The organism is Pseudomonas sp. 1928-m (assembly GCF_029269135.1).
Classification (GTDB): Bacteria; Pseudomonadota; Gammaproteobacteria; order Pseudomonadales; family Pseudomonadaceae; genus Aquipseudomonas.
In genome coordinates this window covers 1-20,644 of record NZ_JARIXO010000010.1, presented here as the reverse complement: position 1 = coordinate 20,644, position 20,644 = coordinate 1, and the positions used below count along the sequence as shown (strand labels likewise).

General features: G+C 56.3%; 16 protein-coding genes, 4 tRNA genes and 1 rRNA gene. All 21 read right to left on the bottom strand.

Annotated elements, in window-relative coordinates:
• On the bottom strand, nucleotides 1-798 hold a 798-nt coding region (locus P3C18_RS20465; RefSeq protein ID WP_275963617.1), incomplete at its 3' end, for an elongation factor Tu.
• A 31-nt stretch (nucleotides 799-829) separates the two neighbouring features.
• Nucleotides 830-2,935, bottom strand: a complete 2,106-nt coding sequence (gene fusA / locus P3C18_RS20460; protein ID WP_275963616.1) for an elongation factor G — start codon at nucleotides 2,933-2,935, stop codon at nucleotides 830-832.
• A 30-nt stretch (nucleotides 2,936-2,965) separates the two neighbouring features.
• The gene (gene rpsG, locus P3C18_RS20455; protein ID WP_010490886.1) at nucleotides 2,966-3,436 is read right to left on the bottom strand and encodes a 30S ribosomal protein S7; all 471 of its coding nucleotides are present in this window, start codon (nucleotides 3,434-3,436) and stop codon (nucleotides 2,966-2,968) included.
• Nucleotides 3,437-3,569: 133 nt separating this feature from the next.
• On the bottom strand, nucleotides 3,570-3,941 hold the full coding sequence (gene rpsL, locus P3C18_RS20450) for a 30S ribosomal protein S12 (RefSeq protein WP_003463319.1): 372 nt from the start codon (nucleotides 3,939-3,941) through the stop codon (nucleotides 3,570-3,572).
• Between the two features lie 151 nt (nucleotides 3,942-4,092).
• Nucleotides 4,093-8,292, bottom strand: a complete 4,200-nt coding sequence (rpoC, locus tag P3C18_RS20445; protein WP_275963615.1) for a DNA-directed RNA polymerase subunit beta' — start codon at nucleotides 8,290-8,292, stop codon at nucleotides 4,093-4,095.
• A gap of 64 nt (nucleotides 8,293-8,356) precedes the next feature.
• Entirely contained in the window at nucleotides 8,357-12,430 is a 4,074-nt protein-coding gene (rpoB, locus tag P3C18_RS20440) for a DNA-directed RNA polymerase subunit beta (RefSeq protein WP_275963614.1), read from the bottom strand.
• Between the two features lie 219 nt (nucleotides 12,431-12,649).
• Complete coding sequence (rplL, locus tag P3C18_RS20435; protein WP_090256280.1) at nucleotides 12,650-13,015, bottom strand: 50S ribosomal protein L7/L12; 366 nt, start codon at nucleotides 13,013-13,015, stop codon at nucleotides 12,650-12,652.
• Nucleotides 13,016-13,094: 79 nt separating this feature from the next.
• Complete coding sequence (rplJ, locus tag P3C18_RS20430; protein WP_069522397.1) at nucleotides 13,095-13,595, bottom strand: 50S ribosomal protein L10; 501 nt, start codon at nucleotides 13,593-13,595, stop codon at nucleotides 13,095-13,097.
• Between the two features lie 200 nt (nucleotides 13,596-13,795).
• Nucleotides 13,796-14,491: a 50S ribosomal protein L1 gene (gene rplA, locus P3C18_RS20425; RefSeq protein WP_160016257.1), complete on the bottom strand. Its 696-nt coding sequence runs from the start codon at nucleotides 14,489-14,491 to the stop codon at nucleotides 13,796-13,798.
• Nucleotides 14,491-14,922, bottom strand: coding sequence for a 50S ribosomal protein L11 (gene rplK / locus P3C18_RS20420; protein ID WP_069522401.1), 432 nt, complete (start codon nucleotides 14,920-14,922; stop codon nucleotides 14,491-14,493). The genes rplA and rplK overlap by 1 nt, the downstream gene beginning before the upstream one ends.
• Before the next feature lie 116 nt (nucleotides 14,923-15,038).
• Complete coding sequence (gene nusG, locus P3C18_RS20415) at nucleotides 15,039-15,572, bottom strand: transcription termination/antitermination protein NusG (protein WP_090256278.1); 534 nt, start codon at nucleotides 15,570-15,572, stop codon at nucleotides 15,039-15,041.
• Nucleotides 15,573-15,581: 9 nt separating this feature from the next.
• Nucleotides 15,582-15,950, bottom strand: coding sequence for a preprotein translocase subunit SecE (gene secE / locus P3C18_RS20410; protein ID WP_275963613.1), 369 nt, complete (start codon nucleotides 15,948-15,950; stop codon nucleotides 15,582-15,584).
• 43 nt (nucleotides 15,951-15,993) lie between these two features.
• A tRNA-Trp gene (locus tag P3C18_RS20405) sits at nucleotides 15,994-16,069 on the bottom strand.
• A gap of 54 nt (nucleotides 16,070-16,123) precedes the next feature.
• Complete coding sequence (tuf, locus tag P3C18_RS20400; RefSeq protein ID WP_275963612.1) at nucleotides 16,124-17,317, bottom strand: elongation factor Tu; 1,194 nt, start codon at nucleotides 17,315-17,317, stop codon at nucleotides 16,124-16,126.
• An 83-nt stretch (nucleotides 17,318-17,400) separates the two neighbouring features.
• A tRNA-Thr gene (locus tag P3C18_RS20395) sits at nucleotides 17,401-17,476 on the bottom strand.
• Between the two features lie 26 nt (nucleotides 17,477-17,502).
• Nucleotides 17,503-17,576, bottom strand: a tRNA-Gly gene (locus P3C18_RS20390).
• Between the two features lie 24 nt (nucleotides 17,577-17,600).
• Nucleotides 17,601-17,685 (bottom strand) — tRNA-Tyr (locus tag P3C18_RS20385).
• Nucleotides 17,686-17,826: 141 nt separating this feature from the next.
• Complete coding sequence (locus P3C18_RS20380) at nucleotides 17,827-18,498, bottom strand: SPOR domain-containing protein (RefSeq protein ID WP_275963611.1); 672 nt, start codon at nucleotides 18,496-18,498, stop codon at nucleotides 17,827-17,829.
• An 8-nt stretch (nucleotides 18,499-18,506) separates the two neighbouring features.
• Complete coding sequence (locus P3C18_RS20375; protein ID WP_275963610.1) at nucleotides 18,507-19,253, bottom strand: pantothenate kinase; 747 nt, start codon at nucleotides 19,251-19,253, stop codon at nucleotides 18,507-18,509.
• Nucleotides 19,243-20,208, bottom strand: coding sequence for a bifunctional biotin--[acetyl-CoA-carboxylase] ligase/biotin operon repressor BirA (birA, locus tag P3C18_RS20370; protein WP_275963609.1), 966 nt, complete (start codon nucleotides 20,206-20,208; stop codon nucleotides 19,243-19,245). Before birA ends, P3C18_RS20375 begins: the two co-directional genes overlap by 11 nt.
• A gap of 143 nt (nucleotides 20,209-20,351) precedes the next feature.
• A 5S ribosomal RNA gene (gene rrf / locus P3C18_RS20365) occupies nucleotides 20,352-20,467 on the bottom strand.
• Nucleotides 20,468-20,644: the final 177 nt, after the last annotated feature.

The following is a 20,644-nucleotide window of genomic DNA, read 5'->3' as shown; positions in this document are numbered from 1 at the left end:
GCGGAACATTTCAACACCGGTACAGGTGGTCTTGGTGGTATCACGCAGACCAACGATCTCGATTTCTTCCTGAATCTTGACGATACCGCGCTCGATACGGCCAGTTACCACGGTGCCACGACCGGAGATCGAGAATACGTCTTCAATTGGCATCAGGAACGGCTTGTCGATAGCACGAACTGGCTCAGGGATGTAGCTGTCCAGAGTTTCAACCAACTTCTTGACGGCAGTGGTGCCCATCTCGTTGTCGTCTTGACCGTTCAGAGCCATCAGAGCGGAACCGATGATGATCGGAGTATCGTCGCCTGGGAAATCGTAAGTGCTGAGCAGATCACGCACTTCCATTTCCACCAGCTCCAGCAGCTCGGCGTCGTCAACCATGTCAGCCTTGTTCAGGAAGACCACGATATACGGAACACCTACCTGACGGGACAGCAGGATGTGCTCACGGGTTTGCGGCATCGGACCATCAGCGGCCGAGCAAACCAGGATAGCGCCGTCCATCTGCGCAGCACCGGTGATCATGTTTTTTACGTAGTCAGCGTGACCTGGGCAGTCAACGTGTGCGTAGTGACGCACAGCCGAATCGTATTCAACGTGAGCGGTGTTGATGGTGATACCGCGAGCTTTTTCTTCTGGGGCGCTGTCGATCTTGTCGAAGTCAACCTTGGCCGAACCGAATACTTCGGAGCAGACGCGGGTCAGAGCAGCGGTCAGAGTGGTTTTACCGTGGTCAACGTGACCGATAGTGCCAACGTTGACGTGCGGTTTGTTACGTTCAAATTTTTCTTTAGCCACGACAATTAACTCCTAGCTTAAAGGGGCTGAATCAGCCTTGTTTTTTGGTTACAGACTCGACGATGTGCGACGGAGCCGTATTGTATTTTTTGAATTCCATGGAGTAGCTTGCGCGACCCTGAGACATGGAACGGACGTCGGTCGCATAACCGAACATCTCACCCAGCGGAACTTCAGCACGAATCACCTTGCCGGAGATCGTGTCTTCCATACCCAGGATCATGCCGCGACGACGGTTAAGGTCGCCCATCACATCACCCATGTAGTCTTCTGGGGTAACAACCTCTACCGCCATGATCGGCTCGAGCAACTCACCACCGCCCTTCTGGGCCAGTTGCTTGGTCGCCATGGAAGCAGCCACCTTGAACGCCATCTCGTTAGAGTCGACGTCGTGGTAGGAACCATCGAACACGGTAGCCTTCAGGCCGATCAGCGGATAGCCGGCAACAACGCCGTTCTTCATCTGCTCTTCGATACCCTTCTGGATAGCCGGGATGTATTCCTTCGGAATCACACCACCCACTACTTCGTTCACGAACTGCAAACCTTCCTGACCTTCGTCAGCAGGTGCAAAGCGAACCCAGCAGTGACCGAACTGACCACGACCACCGGACTGACGCACGAACTTGCCTTCGATTTCACAGCTCTTCGTGATGCGCTCACGATAGGAAACCTGAGGCTTGCCGATGTTGGCTTCGACGTTGAACTCGCGGCGCATGCGGTCGACCAGGATGTCCAGGTGCAACTCGCCCATACCGGAGATGATCGTCTGACCAGTCTCTTCATCAGTCTTAACGCGGAAAGATGGATCTTCCTGAGCAAGCTTGCCCAGAGCGATACCCATTTTTTCCTGGTCGTCCTTGGTCTTAGGCTCTACGGCAACCGAAATAACCGGCTCCGGGAAGTCCATACGAACCAGGATGATTGGCTTGTCAGCGTTGCACAGAGTCTCACCAGTGGTGACGTCCTTCATGCCGATCAAGGCCGCGATGTCACCAGCGCGCACTTCCTTGATCTCTTCGCGGGCGTTTGCGTGCATTTGCACCATACGGCCCACGCGCTCTTTCTTACCTTTAACCGAGTTGATCACGCCGTCACCGGAGGCCAACACGCCCGAGTAGACGCGGACGAAGGTCAAGGTACCCACGAATGGGTCGGTAGCGATCTTGAACGCCAGAGCCGAGAACGGCTCGCTGTCGTCTGCATGACGCTCCAGCTGAATTTCCTCGTTATCCGGGTCAGTACCCTTGATAGCAGGAATGTCAGTCGGCGCAGGCAGGAAGTCGATAACGGCGTCGAGAACCAGGGGAACACCCTTGTTCTTGAAGGAAGAACCGCAAACAGCCAGAACGATTTCACCAGCGATAGTACGCTGACGCAGAGCGCCCTTGATTTCTTCGATGGTGAGTTCTTCACCTTCGAGGTACTTGTTCATCAGCTCTTCGTTGGCTTCGGCAGCAGCCTCAACCATGTTGCCGCGCCACTTCTCGGCTTCTTCCAGCAATTCAGCCGGAATGTCCTTGCGCACAGGAACCATACCCTTGTCGGCATCGTTCCAGTAGACAGCTTGCATGTTGATCAGATCGATCTGACCCTGGAAGTTGTCTTCAGCACCAATGGCCAGCTGGATCGGCACCGGAGTGTGACCCAGACGCTGCTTGATCTGACCGATCACGCGCAGGAAGTCAGCACCGGCACGGTCCATCTTGTTGACGTAAACAAGACGTGGAACGCCGTACTTGTTGGCCTGACGCCATACGGTTTCCGACTGCGGCTCAACGCCCGAGGTACCGCAGAACACAACGACCGCGCCGTCGAGTACACGCAGCGAACGCTCAACTTCAATGGTGAAGTCAACGTGGCCGGGGGTATCGATGACGTTGAAGCGGTGCTCATCTTTGTACTGCTTCTCGGAACCTTTCCAGAAGGCGGTGATGGCAGCGGAAGTAATGGTAATACCACGCTCCTGCTCCTGCACCATCCAGTCTGTGGTCGCGGCGCCGTCATGCACCTCGCCCATCTTGTGGCTTTTGCCTGTATAGAAAAGCACACGCTCGGTGGTCGTGGTTTTACCCGCGTCCACGTGAGCCACGATACCGATGTTACGGTAACGGTTAATCGGTGTAGTACGAGCCATAAAGCCCTCGCAAATTTAGAAGCGCGATAATTAGAAGCGGTAGTGCGAGAAAGCCTTGTTGGCTTCAGCCATACGGTGCACGTCTTCACGCTTCTTAACTGCAGCACCTTTGCCTTCAGCGGCATCCAGCAATTCGCCAGCCAAACGCAGAGCCATAGACTTCTCGCCACGCTTACGGGCGAAATCTACCAGCCAGCGCATGGCAAGAGCGTTACGACGGGACGGACGAACTTCGACCGGAACCTGGTAAGTAGCACCGCCTACACGGCGCGACTTCACTTCGACCAGCGGAGCGATGGCGTCGAGAGCTTTCTCGAAGATTTCCAGGGGATCGCTGTTCTTACGCTCTTTAACCTTGTCCAGGGCGCCATAAACGATACGCTCGGCAACGGCTTTCTTGCCGCTTTCCATCACGTGGTTCATGAACTTGGCCAGGATTTGGCTTCCGTATTTTGGATCGTCAAGCACTTCGCGCTTGGCTGCTACACGACGTCTTGGCATTTGATAAGCCCTCAAACGGTCTTCAGGTTAGCCCGGGACTGCATCGTTAGATGGATGCCCGACCTTACTCTTATCGACTCAGATAAATAAAAAACTGCAATTCGGTGCACGCACCGGGTACTTCAGACGCCTATTACTTCGGACGCTTAGTACCGTACTTCGAACGACCCTGCTTACGGTCTTTAACGCCGGAGGTATCCAGCGAACCGCGCACGGTGTGATAACGCACACCTGGCAAGTCTTTTACACGGCCGCCGCGAATCAGTACGACGCTGTGCTCTTGCAGATTGTGGCCTTCACCGCCGATGTACGAGGAAACCTCGAAACCGTTGGTCAGGCGCACACGGCATACTTTACGCAGTGCCGAGTTAGGTTTTTTCGGCGTAGTGGTATACACGCGAGTGCACACACCACGACGCTGCGGGCAGTTCTGCAGCGCAGGCACGTCGGATTTCTCGACGATGCGCTTACGCGGCTGACGTACCAGCTGGTTGATAGTTGCCATCTTAAGCTCCACTGTTGTCTTGCGACGCTATTACCCTACAAACAAAATGGCAGAGCACGTGCCCTGCCAAATTTAGGGGTGCATGAGTCTAAAGAGACTCACTGCCCCAGTCAAGACAAAGCCCCGCTAGCGAACTAGCGGGGCTTTGTACTTAATTACTGCTGGAGTTCAGCGCTTCGGTCAGTGCGGCTTCCACTTCACTGGCGCTGACACGTACCGGCTGAGCCGCTTCACGCTTGCGCTTGCGCTCGCTGTGATAGGCCAGACCGGTACCGGCTGGGATCAGACGACCCACAACCACGTTTTCTTTCAGGCCACGCAGGTAGTCGCGCTTGCCAGTAACAGCCGCTTCGGTAAGAACGCGGGTGGTTTCCTGGAAGGAGGCCGCCGAGATAAACGACTCGGTGGACAACGACGCTTTGGTGATACCCAGCAGAACGCGGGTGTACTTGGCAACGAACTTGTCTTCTGCTGCCAGACGCTCGTTCTCACCCAGTACCGCGGTCAACTCCATCTGGTCGCCCTTGATGAAGGTGGAATCGCCCGACTCAGCCACTTCAACCTTGCGCAACATCTGGCGCAGGATGGTTTCGATGTGCTTGTCGTTGATCTTCACGCCCTGCAGGCGGTACACGTCCTGGATCTCGTTGACGATGTACTTGGCCAGCGCGCTGACACCCAGCAAACGCAGGATATCGTGCGGGTCGCTCGGACCGTCGGAGATAACTTCACCCTTGTTGACCTGTTCACCTTCGAACACGTTCAGGTGACGCCACTTCGGAATCAGCTCTTCGTACGGATCGCTACCGTCGTTCGGGGTAATGACCAGACGGCGCTTGCCCTTGGTCTCTTTACCGAACGCGATGGTGCCGCTGATTTCCGCCAGAATCGAAGCTTCTTTCGGACGACGTGCTTCGAACAGGTCAGCAACGCGCGGCAGACCACCGGTGATGTCACGGGTCTTCGAGGTTTCCTGAGGAATACGGGCGATAACATCACCGACCGCCACCTGGGCACCGTTCGCCACACCCACCAGGGCGTTGGCCGGCAGGAAGTACTGAGCTGGTACGTCGGTACCTGGCAGCAGCAGATCCTTGCCATCTTCGCCCACCATCTTCACCGCTGGACGAATGTCCTTGCCGGCAGCCGGACGATCTTTCGGATCGAGGACTTCGATGTTGGTCAAACCAGTCAATTCGTCAGTCTGACGCTTGATGGTGATGCCTTCTTCCATGCCCACGTAGGTCACGGTACCTTTCATTTCGGTCACGATTGGGTGGGTGTGCGGGTCCCACTTGGCGACGATTGCGCCAGCGTCGACCTTGTCGCCTTCCTTCACCGAAATCACCGCACCGTACGGCAGCTTGTAACGCTCGCGCTCACGACCGAACTCGTCGGCAATCGCCAGCTCACCGGAACGCGATACCGCGATCAGGTTGCCGTCGAGGCGCTCAACGTGCTTCAGGTTGTGCAGACGTACAGCACCGCCGTTCTTCACTTGTACGCTGTCAGCAGCCGAGGTCCGGCTAGCCGCACCGCCGATGTGGAACGTACGCATGGTCAGCTGGGTACCCGGCTCACCAATCGACTGAGCTGCGATAACACCGACCGCCTCACCAATGTTGATCTGGTGACCACGAGCCAGGTCGCGACCGTAGCACTTGGCGCAGATGCCGTAGCGGGTTTCACAGGTGATCGGCGAACGCACGATCACTTCATCGATGCTGTTCAGCTCGATGAATTCAACCCACTGCTCATCAACCAGAGTACCGGCAGGAACGATGACTTCTTCGGTGCCTGGCTTGAACACGTCACGGGCGATTACTCGACCCAGCACGCGCTCACCCAGCGGCTCAACTACGTCACCGCCTTCAATGTGTGGCGTCATCAGCAGGCCATGCTCGGTGCCGCAATCGATTGCGGTAACCACCAGATCCTGCGCCACGTCTACCAGACGACGGGTCAGGTAACCGGAGTTCGCCGTTTTCAACGCGGTATCCGCAAGACCCTTACGAGCACCGTGCGTCGAGATGAAGTACTGCAGAACCGACAGACCCTCGCGGAAGTTCGCGGTGATCGGCGTCTCGATGATCGAGCCGTCCGGCTTGGCCATCAGACCACGCATACCGGCCAGCTGACGGATCTGAGCGGCGCTACCACGAGCACCGGAGTCAGCCATCATGTACATCGAGTTGAACGACTCTTGCTCGACTTCTTTGCCGTCGCGGTCGATGACTTTCTCTTTCGAGAGGTTGGCCATCATCGCCTTGGACACTTCGTCGTTGGCCTTGGACCAGAGGTCGATCACTTTGTTGTACTTCTCGCCCTGGGTTACCAGGCCGGAGGCGTACTGCGATTCGATCTCTTTAACTTCCTCGGTGGCGGCGTCAATGATGCGCGCCTTCTCATCCGGGATAACGAAGTCGTTCACACCGATCGACACACCGGAGATGGTCGAATAGGCGAAACCGGTGTACATCAGCTGGTCAGCGAAGATCACGGTGTCTTTCAAGCCAACGGTGCGGTAGCACTGGTTGATCAGCTTGGAGATCGCCTTCTTCTTCATCGACTGGTTGACCACGTCATACGACAGGCCGTCCGGCACGATTTGGAACAGCAGCGCACGGCCGACAGTGGTGTCGACGATACGGGTGTTCTTGGTGATGCTGCCGTCGCGATCTTTGATCACTTCGTTGATGCGCACTTTTACCCGCGCATGCAGCGAGGCTTCGCCGCCACGGAATACCCGGTCAACTTCCTGCAGGTCAGCGAACACGCGACCTTCGCCCTTGGCGTTTACCGCTTCACGGGTCATGTAGTACAGACCCAGTACCACGTCCTGGGACGGTACGATGATCGGCTCACCGTTGGCAGGCGACAGGATGTTGTTGGTCGACATCATCAGTGCGCGCGCTTCTAGCTGGGCTTCCAGCGTCAGCGGTACGTGCACGGCCATCTGGTCACCATCGAAGTCGGCGTTGTACGCGGCGCAGACCAGCGGGTGCAGCTGAATCGCTTTACCTTCGATCAGAACCGGTTCAAACGCCTGGATGCCCAGACGGTGAAGGGTTGGTGCACGGTTGAGCAGCACGGGGTGTTCGCGAATTACTTCGGCGAGAACGTCCCAAACCTCTGGCAGCTCGCGCTCGACCATCTTCTTCGCGGCCTTGATGGTGGTCGCCAGACCACGCATTTCCAGCTTGCCGAAAATGAACGGCTTGAACAGCTCGAGAGCCATCTTCTTCGGCAGACCGCACTGATGCAGACGCAGAGTCGGGCCCACGGTAATAACGGAACGACCGGAGTAGTCCACGCGCTTACCGAGCAGGTTCTGACGGAAGCGACCTTGCTTACCCTTGATCATGTCAGCCAAGGATTTCAGCGGACGCTTGTTCGAGCCAGTGATGGCGCGACCGCGACGGCCGTTGTCGAGCAGGGCATCGACCGCTTCCTGCAGCATGCGCTTTTCGTTGCGCACGATGATGTCCGGTGCGGACAGATCGAGCAGGCGCTTGAGGCGGTTGTTACGGTTGATCACGCGGCGATACAGATCGTTGAGATCCGAGGTCGCGAAGCGGCCACCGTCGAGCGGAACCAGCGGACGCAGGTCTGGCGGCAGAACCGGCAGAACGGTCAACACCATCCACTCAGGCAGGTTGCCCGAACCGAGGAAAGCTTCCATCAGCTTCAGACGCTTGGACAGCTTCTTGATCTTGGTTTCCGAGTTGGTTTGCGGAATTTCTTCGCGCAGACGGCCAATCTCGTGTTCCAGGTCGATCGCGTGCAGCAGTTCGCGAACGGCTTCAGCACCCATGCGGGCGTCGAAGTCATCACCGAACTCTTCGAGGGCTTCGAAGTACTGCTCGTCGTTGAGCAGCTGGCCTTTTTCCAGGGTGGTCATGCCTGGGTCGATAACGACATAGCTCTCGAAGTAAAGAACGCGTTCGATATCACGCAGGGTCATGTCCATCAGCAAACCGATACGGCTCGGCAGCGACTTGAGGAACCAGATGTGGGCAACCGGCGAAGCCAGTTCGATGTGCGCCATGCGCTCACGACGAACCTTGGCCAGGGCCACTTCAACGCCGCACTTCTCGCAGATCACGCCGCGATGCTTCAAGCGCTTGTACTTACCGCACAGGCACTCGTAATCCTTTACCGGGCCAAAGATCTTGGCGCAGAACAGGCCGTCACGCTCAGGCTTGAACGTACGGTAGTTGATGGTTTCCGGTTTTTTAACTTCACCGAACGACCACGAACGGATCATCTCAGGCGAAGCAAGGCCGATGCGAATGGCATCGAACTCTTCGACTTGACCCTGGTTTTTCAGCAAATTCAGTAGGTCTTTCAAGGCCTTTCCTCCTGGCGGAGCAGAGAGCGGGCTGTGGTGCCCCGCTCTCGATTCGCGTCACGTGTTATTCGGTTTCCAGATCGATGTCGATACCCAGCGAACGGATCTCTTTGATCAGTACGTTGAAGGACTCGGGCATGCCCGGCTCCATACGGTGATCACCGTCCACGATGTTTTTGTACATCTTGGTACGGCCGTTCACGTCGTCCGACTTCACGGTCAGCATTTCCTGCAGGGTGTAGGCGGCGCCGTAAGCTTCCAGTGCCCAGACCTCCATCTCACCGAAGCGCTGACCACCGAACTGCGCCTTACCACCCAGCGGCTGCTGAGTAACCAGGCTGTAGGAACCCGTGGAACGCGCGTGCATCTTGTCGTCCACCAGGTGGTTCAGTTTCAGCATGTACATATAGCCAACGGTGGTCGGACGCTCGAACTGGTTACCAGTACGGCCGTCGATCAGGCGCATCTGGCCGCTTTCTGGCAGATCTGCCAGTTTCAGCATGGCCTTGATTTCGCTTTCCTTGGCGCCGTCGAACACCGGGGTGGCCATTGGCACACCGCCTTTGAGGTTGTGCGCCAAGCGAAGGATTTCCTGATCGCTCAGCTCATCCAGGCTTTCCTGACGACCGCCAATCTCGTTGTAGATCTGCTGCATAAACTTACGCAGCTCAGCGACCTTGCGCTGCTCTTCGAGCATGCGGTTGATCTTCTCGCCCAGACCTTTGGCCGCGAGGCCCAGGTGGGTTTCAAGGATCTGACCGACGTTCATACGCGACGGTACGCCCAGCGGGTTCAGTACGATGTCCACCGGCGTACCGTGGATGTCGTGCGGCATGTCTTCAACCGGCATGATCACCGAGACCACACCCTTGTTACCGTGACGACCGGCCATCTTGTCACCCGGCTGGATGCGGCGACGGATTGCCAGGTAGACCTTGACGATCTTCAGCACGCCTGGAGCCAGGTCATCGCCCTGCTGCAGTTTGCGCTTCTTGTCTTCGAACTTGTCGTCGAGCAGCTGACGGCGGTCGGAGATGTAGGCCTGGGCCTTTTCCAACTGCTCGTTCAGGGCATCGTCAGCCATGCGCAGCTTGAACCACTGGCCGCGCTCGAGGCCGTCGAGGAACTCGTCGGTAACTTCTGCGCCTTTCTTCAGGCCAGCGCCGCCTTCGGCTTTCTTGCCAACCAGAGCGGAACGCAGACGTTCGAAGGTTGCGCCTTCAACGATGCGGAACTCTTCGTTGAGGTCCTTACGGATCTCGTCGAGCTGGCTCTTCTCGATCGACAGGGCACGCGCATCACGCTCAACGCCGTCGCGGGTGAAGACCTGCACGTCGATCACGGTACCTTTGGTGCCAGTCGGCACACGCAGGGAGGTGTCTTTAACGTCAGACGCCTTCTCACCGAAGATCGCACGCAGCAGCTTCTCTTCCGGAGTCAGCTGGGTTTCGCCTTTAGGCGTGACCTTGCCAACCAGAATGTCACCTGGGCCCACTTCAGCGCCGACATACACGATGCCTGCTTCGTCCAGCTTGTTCAGCGCAGATTCACCGACGTTCGGGATGTCGGAAGTGATTTCTTCCGAGCCGAGCTTGGTGTCACGCGCCACACAGGTCAGTTCCTGAATGTGGATGGTGGTGAAACGATCTTCTTGCACCACGCGCTCGGAGAGGCAGATGGAGTCTTCGAAGTTGTAACCGTTCCACGGCATGAACGCGACGCGCATGTTCTGACCCAGCGCCAGTTCACCCATATCGGTGGACGGGCCGTCGGCCAGGATGTCGCTGCGCTCAACCTTGTCACCTTTGCTCACCAGCGGACGCTGGTTGATGCAGGTGTTCTGGTTGGAGCGGGTGTATTTGGTCAGGTTGTAGATGTCGACACCGGCTTCGCCAGTTTCAACTTCGTCGTCATTGACACGAACTACAACACGGCTGGCATCGACGGAGTCGATCACACCGCCACGGCGAGCCACGACGCACACGCCGGAGTCGCGCGCTACGTTGCGCTCCATGCCGGTACCGACCAGCGGCTTGTCAGCGCGCAGGGTGGGTACAGCCTGACGCTGCATGTTCGAACCCATCAACGCACGGTTGGCGTCGTCGTGCTCGAGGAACGGGATCAGCGAAGCGGCAACCGAAACTACCTGCTTAGGCGATACGTCCATCAGGGTGACGTCTTCAGGCGCTTTAACGGTGAATTCGTTGAGGTGACGTACAGCCACCAACTCATCAACCAGCTGACCTTTGTTGTTCATGGTCGCCGAAGCCTGGGCGATCACGTGATCGGCCTCTTCAATGGCGGACAGGAACACGATTTCGTCGGTAACCAGGGTGTCTTTCACCACACGGTACGGGCTCTCGAGGAAACCGTACTGGTTGGTGCGCGCATAGGCTGCCAGGGAGTTGATCAGACCGATGTTCGGACCTTCAGGGGTCTCGATCGGGCACACACGGCCGTAGTGGGTCGGGTGTACGTCACGGACTTCGAAGCCAGCACGCTCACGGGTCAGACCGCCCGGGCCAAGAGCCGAAACACGGCGCTTGTGGGTGATCTCGGAGAGCGGGTTGTTCTGGTCCATAAACTGCGAGAGCTGGCTGGAACCGAAGAACTCTTTCACCGCCGCCGCAACCGGCTTGGCGTTGATCAGGTCCTGCGGCATCAAGCCTTCGCTTTCAGCCATCGACAGACGCTCTTTGACCGCACGCTCAACACGCACCAGGCCAACGCGGAACTGGTTCTCGGCCATTTCGCCTACGCAGCGAACACGACGGTTACCCAAGTGGTCGATGTCATCGACGATGCCTTTGCCGTTACGGATGTCGACCAGGGTCTTAAGAACCTCGACGATATCTTCCTTGCTCAGCACGCCCGAACCTTCGATCTCGGTGCGACCGATACGACGGTTGAACTTCATGCGGCCTACGGCCGACAGGTCGTAACGCTCGGCGCTGAAGAACAGGTTGTTGAACAGGGTCTCGGCAGCATCCTTGGTTGGCGGCTCGCCAGGACGCATCATGCGGTAGATCTCGACCAGCGCTTCCAACTGATTGGTGGTGCTGTCGATCTTCAGGGTATCGGAGATGAACGGGCCGCAATCGATGTCGTTGGTGTACAGCGTTTCGATGCGCACAACCTGAGCCTTGACCACTTTGGCCAGGATCTCAACGTTCAGCTCGGTGTTGCACTCAGCGATGATTTCGCCGGTAGCCGGGTGCACGATGGCCTTGGCCGAGGTGCGACCGATCAGGTAGTCGATCGGCACTTCCAGCTCTTTGATGCCGGCCTTGTCCAACTGGTTGATATGGCGCGCGGTAATCCGGCGGCCTTGCTCAACGATGACCTTGCCTTTGTCGTCGAGGATGTCGAGGACGGCAATTTCACCACGCAGACGCTGCGGAACCAGTTCCAGGTTGAGGGATTCGCCCTTAACGTGGAAAACGTTGGTCGCGTAGAACGCGTCCAGCACTTCTTCAGTGCTGTAGCCCAGCGCGCGCAGCAGCACGGAAGCCGGCAGCTTGCGACGACGGTCGATACGCACGAACACAGCGTCCTTCGGATCGAACTCGAAGTCCAGCCAGGAGCCGCGGTAAGGAATGATCCGCGCCGAGTACAGCAACTTGCCCGAGCTGTGCGTCTTGCCACGGTCGTGGTCGAAGAACACGCCTGGGGAGCGGTGCAACTGGGAGACGATAACGCGCTCGGTACCGTTGATAACGAAGGTACCGTTCTCGGTCATGAGCGGAATTTCGCCCATGTACACTTCTTGCTCTTTGATGTCCTTGATCGCTTTGTTCGACGATTCTTTGTCGAAAATGATCAGACGGACTTTTACCCGCAGCGGTACGGCATAGGTCACGCCGCGCAGCGTACATTCCTTGACATCAAAAGCCGGCTCGCCCAAGCGATAACCGACATACTCCAGAGCAGCATTGCCGGAATAGCTGATAATCGGGAAAACAGACTTGAAGGCCGCATGCAGGCCAATGTCGCGGAACTGGTCCTTGGTCGCCCCTGCCTGCAGGAATTCGCGATACGAATCCAGCTGGATGGCCAGGAGATAAGGCACATCCATGACATCCGGCAACTTGCTAAAGTCCTTGCGGATACGTTTTTTCTCAGTATATGAGTAAGCCATCAGCGTTCCCCAGCTTGGTCACCTGCTTATTTGGCCCCTCCGACGGGAGTTGCCAGAAACTCTTGCAAACCCTAGGTTTGCGCCGCCACATCGGGCGGGTATTTCGCGCCCCAGGCCAGCGAATGATTCGCCGACCTAGAACGGAAAAAGGCCGGTGGCAAAAGCCACCAGCCATCAGCCTTACGCGAGTCGCTTCGGCTGTAGACGCAAGGTCGTCGCTTACTTGAGCTCGACTTTGGCGCCAGCTTCTTCCAAAGCAGCTTTGGCTTTGTCAGCTGCGTCTTTCGCAACAGCTTCCAGAACCATGGCAGGAGCGCCGTCAACGACAGCCTTGGCTTCTTTAAGGCCCAGACCGGTCAGTTCACGAACTGCCTTGATCACGTTTACTTTCTTCTCGCCGGCTTCAACCAACATCACGTTGAATTCGGTTTGCTCTTCAACAACAGCGGCAGCAGCAGCTGGGCCAGCTGCGGCAACAGCAGCGGTAACGCCGAAGGTTTCTTCCATTGCTTTGATCAGTTCAACAACTTCCAGAACGGTTTTCTGGCCGATTGCTTCGATGATTTGTTCGTTAGTCAGAGACATGACTTTAAATCCTGTATTGGGGTGACAGCCTACGCAGCCATCAAATTAAACATATGATTTTGAAAGAGTTTGCGTTGCCTTAGGCAGCGGTAGCTTCTTTCTGGTCGCGAATGGCCGCCAGAGTACGAGCCAGCTTGCTGGTAGCGCCTTGGATCACGCTCATCAGCTTCGCAATAGCTTCGTCGCGAGTTGGCAGCGAAGCCAACACGTCGATCTCGTTTGCTGCGAGGAACTTGCCCTCAAACGCAGCTGCCTTGATCTCGAACTTGTCCTGACCCTTGGCGAACTCTTTGAAAATACGAGCAGCAGCGCCCGGATGTTCCTTGGAGAATGCAATCAGGGTCGGGCCTTTGAACACGTCGTTGAGGACCGAGTACTCGGTGCCTTCAACAGCGCGCTTGAGCAGGGTATTACGTACAACACGTACGTATACGCCAGCTTCGCGGGCCTCTTTACGGAGTCCGGTCATCGCGCCTACAGTCACACCACGGGCATCAGCCACGACAGCGGACAGGGCGACTTTGGCAGCCTCGTTGACTTCAGCGACGATGGCCTTCTTGTCTTCGAGTTTAATTGCCACGGGTAAAACTCCTGCTTGTTACCGTTTCATCTGGCCTAAGCCGGATGTCGTTTTGGTGTCTGATTCGGTAAGGAACCGGGAGCACCATCTGCGTAGGCTGTTAATTTAAGACTTGCGCCACCTACGGTCTTGGATAGCCCCCGCAAAGCAGGGACCCCAAAATGTCGAAACAGCGCAATCGCTTGCGCTGCCTCTATGTATTACGCGTCGAGCGAGCTCTGATCGATAACCAGACCTGGGCCCATAGTGGTGCTCAGGGTTACGCGCTTGACGTAGATGCCTTTCGAAGTCGATGGCTTCAGACGCTTGAGGTCAGAAATCAGCGCTTCAACGTTCTGCTTCAGCTTCTCGGCGTCAAAACCAACCTTGCCGACAGAACCGTGGATGATGCCGTTCTTGTCAGTACGGAAACGTACTTGACCAGCTTTGGCATTCTTCACAGCGGTAGCCACGTCAGGGGTAACGGTACCGACTTTCGGGTTAGGCATCAGGCCACGTGGACCGAGCACTTGACCCAGCTGACCAACAACGCGCATTGCATCCGGGGAGGCAATTACTACGTCATAGTTCAGGTCGCCGCCTTTCATTTCAGCAGCCAGATCGTCCATACCTACGCGGTCAGCGCCGGCAGCCAGAGCGGCTTCAGCAGCTGGACCCTGGGTGAACACGGCAACGCGAACGCTTTTGCCCGAGCCGTTCGGCAGCACGGTAGCGCCACGAACAACCTGGTCGGATTTACGCGGGTCAACACCGAGGTTGACGGCGATATCTACCGACTCAGAGAACTTAACTGCAGACAGTTCAGCCAGCAGAGCAGCCGCTTCAACAAAGTTGTAAGCCTTACCAGCTTCAACTTTCTCAGCGATTGCCTTTTGACGCTTGGTCAACTTAGCCATTACACACCCTCCACGTTGAGGCCCATGCTACGAGCGGAGCCGGCGATAGTACGCACAGCTGCATCCATATCAGCGGCAGTCAGATCAGCCTGTTTGGTTTTGGCGATCTCTTCCAGCTGAGCACGAGTCACAGTGCCAACCTTAACGGTGTTCGGACGAGCCGAACCGCTGGTCAGGCCAGCAGCCTTCTTCAGCAGAACCGAAGCTGGGGTGCTTTTGGTTTCAAAGGTGAAGCTACGGTCGCTGTAAACAGTGATGATCACTGGAGTCGGCAGACCAGGTTCCATGCCCTGGGTACGGGCGTTGAACGCCTTGCAGAATTCCATGATGTTCACGCCGTGCTGACCCAGAGCTGGGCCGACAGGTGGCGACGGGTTGGCTTGTGCAGCCTTTACTTGCAGCTTGATATAAGCCGTAATTTTCTTAGCCATGTGCTACTCCAGTTTTGGGTTCTAGCGCCTTTCGGCTCCCCAGTTATTGCCTATTTATCCCAGTGACGACAAAACCCCGCAGCCCAGGGCTGCGGGGTAAGGGATGCTTATGTCAGTTATGCCTTCTCGACCTGACTGAACTCCAGCTCGACCGGTGTAGAGCGACCAAAAATAGTCACTGCCACCTGGATACGGCTCTTTTCGTAATTCACTTCTTCTACAACACCGCTGAAATCGGCAAACGGACCATCGGTCACGCGCACCATCTCACCCGGCTCAAACAATGTTTTCGGCTTCGGTTTGTCACCACTGTCGGCAACGCGACGCAGAATGGCATCGGCTTCTTTCTCGGTAATTGGCGCAGGTTTATCTGCGGTACCACCGATGAAACCCATGACGCGCGGAGTGTTCTTGATCAAATGCCAAGTCGCCTCGCTCATCTCCATCTGCACCAGAACATAGCCCGGAAAGAACTTACGCTCGCTTTTGCGCTTCTGGCCATTCCGCATCTCTACTACTTCTTCAGTAGGGACCAGAATTTCACCAAAAACATCTTCCATACCAGCGAGCTTTACACGCTCTACCAGCGAGCGCATAACATGCTTCTCGTAACCCGAGTAAGCATGCACAACGTACCAACGCTTAGCCACGGGACACCCTTAGCCGACAATCAACGAAACAAGCCAACCAAGCAGGGAATCTAAACCCCACAACAACAGCGCCATAACCAAAACAACAGCCACAACGATCAACGTTGTCTGCGTGGTTTCCTGGCGAGTTGGCCAAACGACCTTACGAATTTCAACGCGAGCTTCTTTTGCCAACACCCAAAAGGCCTGACCTTTTGCTGTTTGCAGGGCAATCACACCAGCCAATGCTGCAACCACCAGCAAGGCCAGAACGCGATACAGAATAGGCTCAGCAGAGAAATACTGATTACCGACTACGCCTGCGATTACCAGAGCAGCAACAACGAGCCACTTAAGCAGATCGAAGCGAGAATCTTTGGCTTCAGCCTTAACATTCATCTACTAATATCCTGTAAAAAGACGCGCCAAATTCTAGGGAAAATGGCAGGTCAGGAGGGAATCGAACCCCCAACCTACGGTTTTGGAGACCGTCGCTCTGCCAATTGAGCTACTGACCTAAAAACTGAATCAGGCCGACCATTATGCCGGCCCGATCAAAACAGATCAATCGATTACGCGATGATCTTGGCTACGACGCCGGCGCCGACGGTACGACCGCCTTCACGAATGGCGAAACGCAGACCTTCTTCCATTGCGATGGTCTTGATCAGAGTGACAGTCATCTGGATGTTRTCACCTGGCATTACCATCTCAACGCCTTCCGGCAGTTCGCAGTTACCAGTTACGTCAGTAGTACGGAAGTAGAACTGAGGACGGTAGCCTTTGAAGAACGGAGTGTGACGACCGCCTTCTTCTTTGCTCAGCACATACACTTCTGCAGTGAAGGTGGTGTGCGGCTTAACCGAACCTGGCTTGACCAGAACCTGGCCACGCTCTACGTCGTCACGCTTGGTGCCACGCAGCAGRACGCCGCAGTTCTCACCAGCACGACCTTCGTCGAGCAGCTTGCGGAACATTTCAACACCGGTACAGGTGGTCTTGGTGGTATCACGCAGACCAACGATCTCGATTTCTTCCTGRATCTTGACGATACCGCGCTCGATACGGCCAGTTACCACGGTGCCACGACCGGAGATCGAGAATACGTCTTCRATTGGCATCAGGAACGGCTTGTCGATGGCACGAACTGGCTCAGGGATGTAGCTGTCCAGAGTCTCAACCAACTTCTTGACGGCAGTGGTGCCCATCTCGTTGTCGTCTTGACCGTTCAGCGCCATCAGAGCGGAACCGATGATGATCGGAGTGTCGTCGCCTGGGAAATCGTAAGTGCTGAGCAGGTCACGCACTTCCATTTCCACCAGCTCCAGCAGCTCGGCGTCGTCAACCATGTCAGCCTTGTTCAGGAAGACCACGATGTACGGAACACCTACCTGACGGGACAGCAGGATGTGCTCGCGAGTCTGCGGCATCGGGCCGTCAGCAGCGGAGCAAACCAGGATAGCGCCATCCATCTGCGCAGCACCGGTGATCATGTTTTTTACGTAGTCGGCGTGACCTGGGCAGTCAACGTGTGCGTAGTGACGCACGGCCGAATCGTATTCAACGTGAGCGGTGTTGATGGTGATACCACGAGCTTTTTCTTCTGGGGCGCTGTCGATCTTGTCGAAGTCAACCTTGGCCGAACCGAATACTTCGGAGCAGACGCGGGTCAGAGCAGCGGTCAGAGTGGTTTTACCGTGGTCAACGTGACCGATAGTGCCAACGTTGACGTGCGGCTTGTTACGCTCAAACTTTTCTTTAGCCATTTTGACTGCCTCCCAGAGAAGAATTGACTCAGCATCACCGCCATAAAACAAAGGCAGATACTTGCATATCTGCCTTTATTAGATGGAGCTCATGAGCGGACTCGAACCGCTGACCTCACCCTTACCAAGGGTGTGCTCTACCAACTGAGCTACATGAGCCAAACACATTGCAAGAACAACAATGCTGGAGCGGGTAGCGGGAATCGAACCCGCATCATCAGCTTGGAAGGCTGAGGTTCTACCACTGAACTATACCCGCGGAGCCTGCAGCTCTCGCTAAATCTGGTGGAGGGAGAAGGATTCGAACCTTCGAAGTCGATGACGTCAGATTTACAGTCTGATCCCTTTGGCCACTCGGGAATCCCTCCAAACGGGGCGGCATTCTCATTCGATGCCGACCTACTGTCAAGCAATTTCTCATTAAAAAACCTGAGGTTAGCTACATTGACAGCAACTTCGCAGAACACTTGTAAGCGCCACCCTGCGAAGCGGGCGCCATTCTATGCATTCTATTGAGGGCTTGCAACCCCTTCGCATGGCATTAATTGCTGCTCTAAGCCTTTGAAGTCAAAAGCCAAACGCTGCAGCAAGGAATCATCCGCCAGACGCCGACTTTGCGGCGAAATACGCACCCAGAAACTGCGATGCGCGCGCGTTAGTTCGCGCAAAGACGGCTCGTACCCAGCATCGCGCAAGCGCTGAATCACACTCTGCGCTGAATCACTGCGCGGAAAGATGCCCAGGGAAATGCCATTGGCCAAATCGCCCTGGGTAATGATGTAGCTATCAATCTTGCGCGCCTGCAACTCACGTAATTGACGCAACGACGCTTGTCGAGAAGCCAAAGGCGGTAGATACACCCAATAATCGACCCCAGCCGCCGCATCCATACTTTGCACCCGCGACTGAATATCCAGGCTCAGCAAGCGCTGCTCAACTGCAGACGCATCCGCCATTTGCTCAAAGCTACCAAGAAACAGACAGACCGCCTCAACAGGCTGCGCCTCGGCAACCTCTCGCCGCGGTGGCGCACTCGACTCACTGAGCAGGCGAATATCGCGCTTACTGTCCTGCGCCATATTCAGCGGTGCAATTTCAGTAACCCGCAATGGCGCCTGCTGTTGATGCCAGACGTAATAGAACAGATTCAGCACAACCAACCACAAGAACATCCAGCGCATGCATGACCTCAATCTATGGGGCAAGCGATCGCCAAGCCAATAAATACCAGGTCCGGCACAACCCGCGCCCCCGGAATAACATCCACCACCAGCGGAGCATCCCCACCAGTGAGAAAAACATCAACGTCATCACCCAGCAACTCAGCAGCCATTGCCACCTGGCCATAGACAAATCCGCGCAGCATCAACAAGCACCCGCGCTCAACCGCCTCAGCAGTTGYGCGCCCCGGTACCAAATTTTCTAACGCTCTGGCAGCCTCATCACTGTCATAACGCGTTCGCCGGGTATGGGTTCGCAACTGGGTGCGCATCAGCGGCACACCCGGGCAGATAAATCCCCCCCGATGCTCACCATCTGCGGCCACAAAATCCGAAGTCACCGCAGTGCCAAGGTCAATTATCAGCGCAGCCTTGCGCGATAGCTGATAAGCCCCCACCACCGCGAGCCAGCGATCCAGCCCAAGACGCTCGAACTGCTCATAACCGTTGCGCACCCCCGCCAAGGAAACGGCAGGACAGGCGGCATGACACGCGACAGCAAAAGCCCGCTCAAGCAGCGAGATCAACTGCGCAGTCTCTTCGTCGCTGCGCACACTGACCAAGCGACAGGCACGCAAGCGCACACTTTGCGCGCGAACGACCTCTATAAGCGCCTGATCCGAGTCAACCACACCCCCCAGGCTTGTTGCAGGCGCCCCATCACCGAGCAAACGCCACTTGATCAAGGTATTACCGCAGTCGAGCTCAAGAATCATCACGCAACCTCAGACTAAGCTCACCACCGCTAAAACTGCGCTCAAGCCCATTAATACGAAGACGAATGGCGCCAGAATGATCCACCCCTAAAACCTCACCCTCGATAGGCTCACCGCCAGCCGTTAACGCAACGGCGCGCCCCTGCCAAAGGTGGCAAGCCTGCCACTCATCCTGCAAAGCAGCGAAGCCCTCGCGTAGCTGTATATCCAGATAGCGCGACAACTGCCGGTTCAGCTCAGCAACAAGCTCATTGCGACTCAACAAGCGCCCCAACTCAGCACGCATCGAAGTCCAAGGCTGACCGATAGCCCCAGGCTCAGCCGCAAGCATATTCACATTCAAGCCAATGCCGATAACGACATGGCACACATCCGCCGGATCACCAGACAGCTCTAATAGAATGCCCGCCAGCTTGCGCTCACCCACCAGCACATCATTGGGCCACTTCAGTCCGGCCTCAGCCACGCCAAAGCTGCGAATAACCTGCAGCAGCGCCAGGCCGACAGCCAGGCTCATACCTTCAAGCTGGCGCATGCCACCTTCGACGCGAACAACCAGGCTGTAATACAGATTCTCGCCAAAAGGGCTTACCCAGCTGCGCCCTCTCCGCCCCCGGCCACTGGTTTGCCGCTCAGCAAGCACGTAGAACGGTTGCGACTGCGCCGCTGGCAATAGGCGCAACGCCTCGGCATTGGTCGAGTCCACACTTGACATAACGCACGCACACCACTGCGGCGCATCCGCTTGAGCATTCAGCCAATCCGCATCCAGCAACTGCAACGACGTCGCCAGCCGGTAGCCGCGCCCGCGCACCTTGTGCAGCGGTAACGACAGATCCGCCTGCAGAGCCTGCAGCTGCTTCCATACCGCCGAACGGCTAACGCCCAGCGCAGCGCCGAGCGCCTCGCCCGAATGAAATCGTCCGTCCTGAAGAAGCTTTAACAGTGCAAGCATGTAAGTCCCGCCACGCAATAAGGCACGCATAATAACGATGCACTGTTTAGTTGCCTATCAAAGGCTCACCTGAGCGTGGTTTGTTTTCGCGGCACAAAGTAAAACCCCCGACCAGTTTCCTGATCGGGGGTTTTGGTATAGGTGCTTGACGATGACCTACTCTCACATGGGGAAACCCCACACTACCATCGGCGATGCATCGTTTCACTACTGAGTTCGGGATGGGATCAGGTGGTTCCAATGCTCTATGGTCGTCAAGCGATTCAGCGGAGATGTCGTGCTGCTTGCGCGGCTCGCTACCTCGAATTGGGTATGTGATGTCTTGGTTTGTAGTTGTGCAAATTTTCGGCTGTTGCAGTCTTCATAGAGACACACAAACATCAAATTGTTTGGGTGTTATATGGTCAAGCCTCACGGGCAATTAGTATTGGTTAGC

Bases quoted from the DNA above. Each gene is read 5' to 3' on its own strand.
- secE (WP_275963613.1), bottom strand. From the start codon at position 15,950: ATGAATGTTAAGGCTGAAGCCAAAGATTCTCGCTTCGATCTGCTTAAG.
- P3C18_RS20380 (WP_275963611.1), bottom strand. From the start codon at position 18,498: ATGCGCTGGATGTTCTTGTGGTTGGTTGTGCTGAATCTGTTCTATTAC.
- fusA (WP_275963616.1), bottom strand. From the start codon at position 2,935: ATGGCTCGTACTACACCGATTAACCGTTACCGTAACATCGGTATCGTG.
- rplA (WP_160016257.1), bottom strand. From the start codon at position 14,491: ATGGCTAAGTTGACCAAGCGTCAAAAGGCAATCGCTGAGAAAGTTGAA.
- birA (WP_275963609.1), bottom strand. From the start codon at position 20,208: ATGCTTGCACTGTTAAAGCTTCTTCAGGACGGACGATTTCATTCGGGC.
- rplL (WP_090256280.1), bottom strand. From the start codon at position 13,015: ATGTCTCTGACTAACGAACAAATCATCGAAGCAATCGGCCAGAAAACC.
- rpoB (WP_275963614.1), bottom strand. From the start codon at position 12,430: ATGGCTTACTCATATACTGAGAAAAAACGTATCCGCAAGGACTTTAGC.
- rpsL (WP_003463319.1), bottom strand. From the start codon at position 3,941: ATGGCAACTATCAACCAGCTGGTACGTCAGCCGCGTAAGCGCATCGTC.
- rplK (WP_069522401.1), bottom strand. From the start codon at position 14,922: ATGGCTAAGAAAATTACGGCTTATATCAAGCTGCAAGTAAAGGCTGCA.
- rpsG (WP_010490886.1), bottom strand. From the start codon at position 3,436: ATGCCAAGACGTCGTGTAGCAGCCAAGCGCGAAGTGCTTGACGATCCA.